Here is a 1,248-nt window from a genome sequence, read left to right on the forward strand (position 1 = left end):
GCCGGGTTACACCGGGCATCTGGAAGATGACGACCTGCAGTTAACGTATATGCAGCAGCGGTATTATGACCCACTTATCGGTAGGTTTTACTCAAACGACCCGGTGGGGTTTACCGCCAGCAACCCGATGATGTTTAACCGGTATGCTTATGCAAATAATAACCCATATAAATACATTGACCCCAATGGACTCGCTGGCATTCTTGTCATTCCCCCACCTCCGGTAGTTGCGGGTGGCGCAGCGTCACATCATGCGACACAGTCCGTTCCTAGAGGCGGAAGCAGTGGAGATAGAGTATCAAGAGGTGCAACTGGTGTAGCTTCTTCCAGCCAAACTCAGAACAACGATAAGATTACGTTGTATAGAGGCGTTGATAAGGGTTCAGACAGTTACGGTGCCGCTCGTGTAGGACTGGCTATTCCTAGAGGCGGTTCGACAGGGCATACAAATGCTAACGCTCATAGCGAAGGTCAGACAGAAGATAGTGCCTATACGTCTTGGTCAACCAGTAAAGACGTGGCAAAAGACTTTGCTACCAATGATGTTGGTTCAGGTGTAATTTTAACCAAAGAAGTAGGTATGCAGGAAATTACTTTGCCGAGTCAACCAGCAGATACTAGTGAACATGAAGTACTGCTTAAAGGTACTGTACATGCGGATAAAGTAGAGAAGGTTGAATAATGGATTTAAAAAAAGTTCGTGATATTGCTGAAAAATCCTTGATTAAGCATCCTTCCCTCAGTGAAGTGCTTATGTTACTTATATCAAAAATTGATGAGACATCTCCTGACAGTATTAAAATTGAAAGTGGATATGATGATGGCCAGTCAACAGAGTCTGGACAAATACTCCATATTCATAAGGTGCGCCGGAAAAGAGTTGAAGAGGGAAAATCGACGGTAAAAGGGATTATCGAATCCACGGATGTACTTCAAAAAGTTAGTGAGCAAAGGTTATACCTTTTAAGGGCTATTTTCGAAGATTGTTACTTCAATATTTGGCATTCATCTGAGTTTATAATTGTTTCATGCTCGTATATTGAAGCTCAGAATTCTCATTAAATTGGGCGGAAGAGTAATAGCAGATGCTGAATGAATCTGAGTAATACAAGTGAATTGCACTGAGCACATTTATAGCTTTTGATGATTTTGATTATTTAACTGTACTAACTCCAAGCCCCTCCCTCACCGGTAAATCGGTGTGAGGGTGTTCAATATTCTGTGTCAGCCTGGTCACAGGTCAATATG

2 protein-coding genes are annotated in these 1,248 nt (G+C 42.7%); both read left to right on the top strand.

The genetic code is table 11. From position 1 onward, the window contains the following. A partial coding sequence (locus tag RNAN_RS19385; protein ID WP_040552752.1) for an RHS repeat-associated core domain-containing protein occupies window positions 1-682 on the top strand: 682 nt, incomplete at its 5' end. Then, window positions 682-1,062, top strand: a complete 381-nt coding sequence (locus RNAN_RS18520; RefSeq protein WP_040552754.1) for a hypothetical protein — start codon at window positions 682-684, stop codon at window positions 1,060-1,062. The genes RNAN_RS19385 and RNAN_RS18520, both read left to right, overlap by 1 nt. Window positions 1,063-1,248: the final 186 nt, after the last annotated feature.

The organism is Rheinheimera nanhaiensis E407-8 (assembly GCF_000296695.1).
Taxonomy (GTDB): Bacteria; Pseudomonadota; Gammaproteobacteria; order Enterobacterales; family Alteromonadaceae; genus Alishewanella; species Alishewanella nanhaiensis.

Bases quoted from the DNA above. Each gene is read 5' to 3' on its own strand.
- RNAN_RS18520 (WP_040552754.1), top strand. From the start codon at position 682: ATGGATTTAAAAAAAGTTCGTGATATTGCTGAAAAATCCTTGATTAAG.